Annotated in this window: 5 protein-coding genes and 1 pseudogene; all 6 read right to left on the reverse strand. The window is 51.3% G+C overall.

All coding sequences use genetic code 11. From position 1 onward, the window contains the following. Window positions 1-1,052 precede the first annotated feature (1,052 nt). The 6 genes and pseudogenes from C0623_09300 to C0623_09325 all read right to left on the reverse strand — a co-directional run bounded on the left by C0623_09300 (window position 1,053) and on the right by C0623_09325 (window position 6,155). The gene (locus C0623_09300; GenBank protein PLX99452.1) at window positions 1,053-2,210 is read right to left on the reverse strand and encodes a hypothetical protein; all 1,158 of its coding nucleotides are present in this window, start codon (window positions 2,208-2,210) and stop codon (window positions 1,053-1,055) included. A gap of 462 nt (window positions 2,211-2,672) precedes the next feature. After that, window positions 2,673-3,056: a hypothetical protein gene (locus C0623_09305; protein ID PLX99453.1), complete on the reverse strand. Its 384-nt coding sequence runs from the start codon at window positions 3,054-3,056 to the stop codon at window positions 2,673-2,675. A gap of 40 nt (window positions 3,057-3,096) precedes the next feature. Further along, a complete protein-coding gene (locus C0623_09310; GenBank protein PLX99454.1) occupies window positions 3,097-3,861 on the reverse strand; it encodes a twin-arginine translocation pathway signal protein in 765 nt (254 codons plus the stop codon). A gap of 36 nt (window positions 3,862-3,897) precedes the next feature. Continuing rightward, a pseudogene (locus tag C0623_09315) lies at window positions 3,898-5,106 on the reverse strand (polysulfide reductase). A gap of 70 nt (window positions 5,107-5,176) precedes the next feature. Further along, on the reverse strand, window positions 5,177-5,563 hold the full coding sequence (locus C0623_09320) for a dinitrogenase iron-molybdenum cofactor biosynthesis protein (protein ID PLX99455.1): 387 nt from the start codon (window positions 5,561-5,563) through the stop codon (window positions 5,177-5,179). A 223-nt stretch (window positions 5,564-5,786) separates the two neighbouring features. Then, window positions 5,787-6,155: a hypothetical protein gene (locus tag C0623_09325; GenBank protein PLX99456.1), complete on the reverse strand. Its 369-nt coding sequence runs from the start codon at window positions 6,153-6,155 to the stop codon at window positions 5,787-5,789. Between the last annotated feature and the right edge of the window lie 161 nt (window positions 6,156-6,316).

Raw genomic sequence — 6,316 nt, forward strand, 5'->3', positions numbered from 1 at the left:
CGGTCATCGGTTTTACAAAAAAAGGCCAGGTGGGGACACTAGAAAAGCCAGTTGGGGACACTACCCGAATCCCAGGGAAGTGTCCCCCTGTAGACAGAAGACAGGAAGAACAGCGCGGTCTCGGCCGCGCACTCCGCCATACTCTTTTATTAAGCCATAAAAGAGTATGCAGAAAACGGCTCCCTTGCCGGGGGCTTTTTTTGTGCGGTCTGGATTATTTCTGTTCAATTGTGCTGCCGGGGAGTTTGCCTTGAGGCAAACGCGTAACGTCTCCGTGGCAGTTGCGGTCAGGCTGCGGTTCAGTGATCGCGCTACCAGAGGGCGACCTCAAGAGCTCCACGGGTGAGTCTAAGGCATTTGTTCCTGATTTTCTCTGGCAGCTGACAGCTTAAAACTTTATTTGCTTTACATAAGACGACGAGTGAGCTGGGGTGTCTTTTTTTTGCTTACTTTTCTTGGACAAGCCCTTCGGCTGGCTCAGGACAGGTAAGAAAAGTAAGGAGCGTGCCGCGCGATACCGGCGACCTTTGGCTTGATAGGGAGACCGCTAGTTGGGGACACTTCCCGTAGTCCAGGGAAGTGTCCCCCTGTAGACAGAAGACAAAAAGAACCGCCGGGTCCCGGCCCGGCAGCCGGGTTCATTTCTTTATTGAGCGATAAAGAAACGAACCAAAGAAACCGCTCCCTTGCCGGGGGCTTTTTTGTTCGGGCTGAGTTTTTTCTATTAAACTTTGTTGCCGGGGAGTTTGCCTTGAGGCAAACGTGTTAGGTCTCCGTGGCGGTTGCGGTTGGGCTGCGATTCGGTGGTCGCGCTAACGGAAGCGACCTCAAGAGCAACGGGGTGAGTCAAAGGCTTTTTTTTTAAGGTTTTGAGACTTTTCCTGATTTTCTCTGACAGCTGACAGCTTAAAACTTACAGCTGTGTTATATAACTACCCGTAGTTCAGGGAAGTGTCCCTGAACTGCCGTGTGCTTCCTCTAAACTGAAAGAGGAATTCGCAAAAAAAAAGGGGCGCCGATTGGCGCCCCTTTTTGGTCAGGTAATGTTCAGATTACCACTTGGCATCAAGCTCAGAAAGCACCGAGTTGAAATCCTTCTCGACCCCTGCAAGGACTTCCACCGCGTAATCGTAGTTGTGAACACCCTTGGTGCCATCGTCCTCTACGAATTGCAGGTTGTAGAGTGCATTTTCGTAGCGGGTCCAGAGGGCTTCGGTGTCGCGTTTGTTGCTATCGGCTTCAACCAGTGCCGATTCAACATCGACACGCAGCTCGCGCAGTTCGGCTACTTTTGCCTTGGTGTCGCTGGCCCATTCCTCAAAGACACCGATGTAATCTTCATCATGGCAGTCAACGCAGGTCTCTTTGGATGGGCGATAAACCCCTTTGGAGACGGTTGTATGACAATCCTGGCAACCCATCTCGTCGTTGAACATGATACTGTTTTCGCCGGTGATGCCCCTGGCGCCGGTTCCCTTGTTCATCGAGAACTGTGCCTGGTGGCAGGATTCACAATCATTCATCTGCGGAGCATCGGAATCGTTGTTTTCGGCATGGCAGGCGATGCAGAAATTCATCCGGTCAGTTTTCGTTGTCGGGTTGTGAACAACACCGAAATGGCAGTCGCGGCAGACGAAATCGAACCCATCCATGTGCAGCGAATGGTCAAAATTGGTGCCGCCGACAAAGGTATCGGTCATGATGTCCGGCAGGCCTTTGCGCAGACGGAACTCCGGGTTGACGACGTCATCGAGCATCCGCATCTTGACCAGCTTCATCGGCCCCTTGGTTGCTTCGCGGACTTCCTTGTTGCCCTCGTCCGAGTGGCAGAACAGGCAATGATGGGCCGGAACCAGGCCGGGGCCGGGGTTCTGTAATATCTCGAGTTTTTCTTCAGCCGAGATCGTCAGCTGCATGTAGGTGTCCTTGAGTCCGCCGAGCTTGGCTTTCATGTAGCCGACCACGCCGGGGCGGCCGTGACAGTCGAGGCAGGAAACGCCTGCCTCTCCGTGGGCTGAATGCTCCCATGAGTCAACTTCGGCCAGAGCACCGAAACCTTTTGCCGGGTGGCAAAGATGGCAGAATTCAGGCTCGGAAGTCATATGCAGGATCTGAATGTTAACAAAACCGAAAGCGACGACCAGGATGAATGCCAGTACAGTCACCAGAAGGACATGACGCCTGCACCAATCAATAAATCGTGACAGCATTTTTTCTTCCTTTTGTTCGGGTTTTCAGGGGGTGTTCGTAGAATGTGAGGCACTAGATAATTAAAACGCCCTACTGTTTACCGTAAGAAAGATGAAAATGCAATAGAAAAATCCTGATAGAATGTGCGTTTGAACTTTGTAACATGTTAATTTTATTGGAAAAAATTAATGAGTATTTGTGCCAGAAGTGGTTTTTGGCTGAGCGGGGGCTCCCGGATGGAAGCCCCCGCTAATTTCATTCAAGTGTTCAATCAACCCATGAACTTGGCGGCGAGATGAGCAATGATCGGCCAGCCAACCAGAGCTGCTGTGCAGAGTACGGTCAAGCCGACGATGACGGCGAGAGTGACGAGCCAGAAGTTGGTGAATACCTTGGTTTGACGGGCTTCATTTTGCATAACTTGTGCTTTCATGTTGTCCTCCTTCTTCCCGGCTTTGTTCCGGGATCAATGGTTTTGAAAATTAGTGATGTGCCCCTGTTTTTCCTTCTCCGGTTGCCAGGCGATAGCCTTTGACCCCTTCATGGCAGGTTGCACACTGGGTTTCAGATGAGAATGCGGTGTCGCCATCATGGCACATGCCGCAGTAGAGGCCTTCGGCCAGCCCCTTCATGGTGAAGTTGGGATCTTCCTGGGCAGCCAGAGCTTCCATTTCGAACGGATCGTCATGGCAGTCCTCGCAAGCGAAGCCGTTGTCGTCGACGTGAACTTCATGACTGAAAATAACTCCAATAACAGGTTCGGTGTAGCGAATGTCGCCACCGTCGTCGCGGCTGAAGGCCAGGCTGACCAGAGCGATGGTGACGATAAGCATGGATCCTGTCAGGGTTGCAATATGTCGTTTCATTAGTTTATTCCTCCTTGCTTTATCAACGTGTCAACGCTGTTCAGCCCTTCATATAGAATACGTTCGGTTTCGTTGCCGCTTCCTTGCGCAGAACCCAGACAGCTTTTTCAAGCTGGTGAACCTGGCGGTAAACGGTATCGCGCGGATCGGAGATGTCGCCGAAGGTGCGGGCGCCGGTCGGGCAGGCGGTTGCGCAGGCAGTTGACGCTTTGCCCTGGGAGAGCCTGGTCTCCCAGCAGAAGCTGCATTTATCAACCGCCATCTTCTCTTCATTAAAATAGCGGGCGTTGTAGGGGCAGCCCATCTGGCAGGTCAGACAGCCGATGCACTTGCTCGGGTTCATCATGACAATGCCGTTATTCTTGTCCTTGTAGGTAGCCTTGGTCGGGCAAACCCGGGTGCATTGCGGGATGTTGCAATGGTTGCACAGAACCGGAATAAACTCGCGCTTCTGGTCGACCGACTGTGGCATGTTGCGCTGCAGAATGTCGGTTCGATAGCCATAGTCGGGAACATCGTTGGTCTTGGCGCAAGCCGCCTTGCAGCGTTCGCAGTCGATGCACTTGCTGACTTTGATCAGCATGCTGTAATGCGGCTTGTAGGGGTACTGTTCGGCAAACTCACTGGCCGAAGCATAGGCCGTTTTAACATTTGAAACTGCCGAGAGCAGTGTTCCTCCGGCAAAAACGCCGGTGACGGCCAGACCCATCTTCATAAAGTGGCGACGTTCCTCGGATGAGAGGTTGTCGACCCCTTCGTTTTTCTCTTCCAGGTTGTCAAGGTCGTGTTTCTTGAGGTTCAGCATCTTTATATCCTCCATGTTCGAAGTCATCAGTATCGGTTAGTGCGACTCGGTTTTGTGCCCGGCAAATACTTTCTCTCCGAGGAGAAAAAGGAAGGCGACCATACCGAAGCCGGCAGCGGTAATCAGAATCTCGTAAAGAGACGGAATGTAGGAGATCAGACCGCTCGCTTCAACAACACCAAGTTCGTGATAAACAGGAATGACTTCGCCGACGATTACGAGGTCGTAGCGCATGATGAAGATGCCGACGATCATCATCGCCGAGGCGATGAGCATCATGTTCCGGTTCTTTCCTTTCGAGAGCAGGAACAGAACCAGCGGGATGGCCATTGCCAGGGCGACTTCAAAAACCCAGAAGTTGATTGCATAGGACCCGGAGAGCATCGCCGTGATTGCTTCATACTTGCCGCCAGGCTGTCCGGCGATGCCGGCCAGTATTTTCCAGGTGGTGAAGAAGGCGATGACGCAGATCAATAGAATTCCGACCTTGCGGGTTGCGTCGAGAGCGCGTGCCATCGGGAAATCAATCGGCTCGTTGTTGACGCGTTGGGCAACAATGTGGAAGAAGATAATAACCGCAGTCCCGGTCATCATGGCCGAGGCGATAAAATAGATCGGCATGTAGGGCCCGTGCCAGAATTCGCGGCCATTCAGCAGGCCGAACACGGCGCCGAGGTTACTGTGGGCGGCGATACCGGCAATGGCTCCACTGAAGCCACAGAATACAGCAGGTTTATGCTTGTTCAGGTTGAGAAAGAGGAATTCGAACAGCATGAAGACAAGATAAATACCGTAAAGCGTACCCATCCACCAGATGTTAGAGGAGAGGTTTGGCGAGATGACATTGTAGAGCATCATATTGATCGGAACCTTGATTTCAGCCGAAATGACGAAGAATCCGGCAAGAATGGTTACGATCGAAAGGTAGACCGAACGCTTGGCAATCGGCATGAACGTTTAGTTGCCGAAAACATGGCCGATTGATGAGACCAGGCAGAGGCCGGTCGATGTGACGACAAAGAAGACGTAGGTTGCGATCAGAATGCCCCAGGGGACTTCACGCGTCACGTTGTAATAGGTGTGGTGCCCCCAGACGGTCGCCAGCAGACCGGCGACGGCGCCAACCAGCATGATCAGGCCGGAAATAACAAGAGCAATGTAGTACTTGTTGCTGCCGGAGCGAATGCGCTCGACCAGCATCCCTTCAAACTGGTTCAGGGTTGTCGGTTGATTAGAGTTCGACATCTTTGTTTCCTTTCATTGTATGGATGATATTCATGGTAAAAATAAGGGTTCCAGTTAATGTATTCAGTGTTCAGGCTGATCCGCTACCGGTAATACAGTAGGGGCTGCCGATATTGTTTGCCGATTTTGCTTTGTTCAGATTGCCGTCATGCCAAAGAACCAGAGTGTCCATGACCGTTCCTGCAGCACCGAGGTAAACCTCAATACCGGCCTCGTGGAGCAAACGAAAGGCCCGCGGTCCGATTTCGCCGGTCAGAACGGCCGTGATGCCGAGATCAATAAGCAGGCTTGCCGTTTTCTTGCCGGCGCCTTCAAGGGCGTTGCGGCCCGAATCGTTATTGATCGCCTGCCAGGAATTTGTTTTGGTTTCATAAATCATCAGCCAGTACGCTCTTCCCATCCTTTCGTCAATATCGCTGTCCGGAGTTGATCCTCGGGCTGAAACGGCTACTTTCATAATCGTTGCTCTCCGCGCGATCGGTTACAGGTTTTTACCAGACAAGCTTGTCGGCGAGATGTGCAATGATCGGCCAGCCGACGAGAGTCGCACAGCACAGCACAGTCATTCCGACAATGGTCGAGAGAGTGATCAACCAGAAGTTGGTGAGCACCTTTATTTTGCGGGTGTTGTTTACAATGTTTTTCTGCATGGTGATTCATCGCTCCTTTTTCCTTGATGTTCAGGCCGGGATCGGCTCATTGCCGCGTAACCAGGTCCTGATTTTTTTTATGATGTCTGCATCGGTTGATACGTTTTCAAGTGTATCGATCCGGACGCCGGATTCATTGAGCTCCTTGGCCAGGCAGTTTTCAATGGTGTTGCAGATCAGGGTCCGAATGCCATTTTTTGAAAACCAGCTGCCCAGGCGACTGTTTTCACTCGGGTTCCAGACCGAAACATGCATTCTTTCAACCTGGCGACTCTTCCGATCGATATCGATCAGGAAGTAAAGATTGTTCAAGCCCCGGGACGGGTGACTCATGGACCCGTAGTAGGGGGCGGCGATCCTGATTGAATTATTTTGGTCATTTTTATTCATCATGCCCACTGATTACTCAAGTATCGTGCCGATTATTAAAAAAAAATTAACTTTTAAATAAAACGTTAAATATTAGTTACTTGCAAATCAATGTCGGGTTATTTTTTAAATGATTGATGAAAGGTGGAGATTGTTGCAATTGCAACACGGTTGGCTTTCTTTAATGTTTC

The organism is Desulfuromonas sp. (assembly GCA_002869615.1).
GTDB lineage: Bacteria > Desulfobacterota > Desulfuromonadia > Desulfuromonadales > UBA2294 > BM707.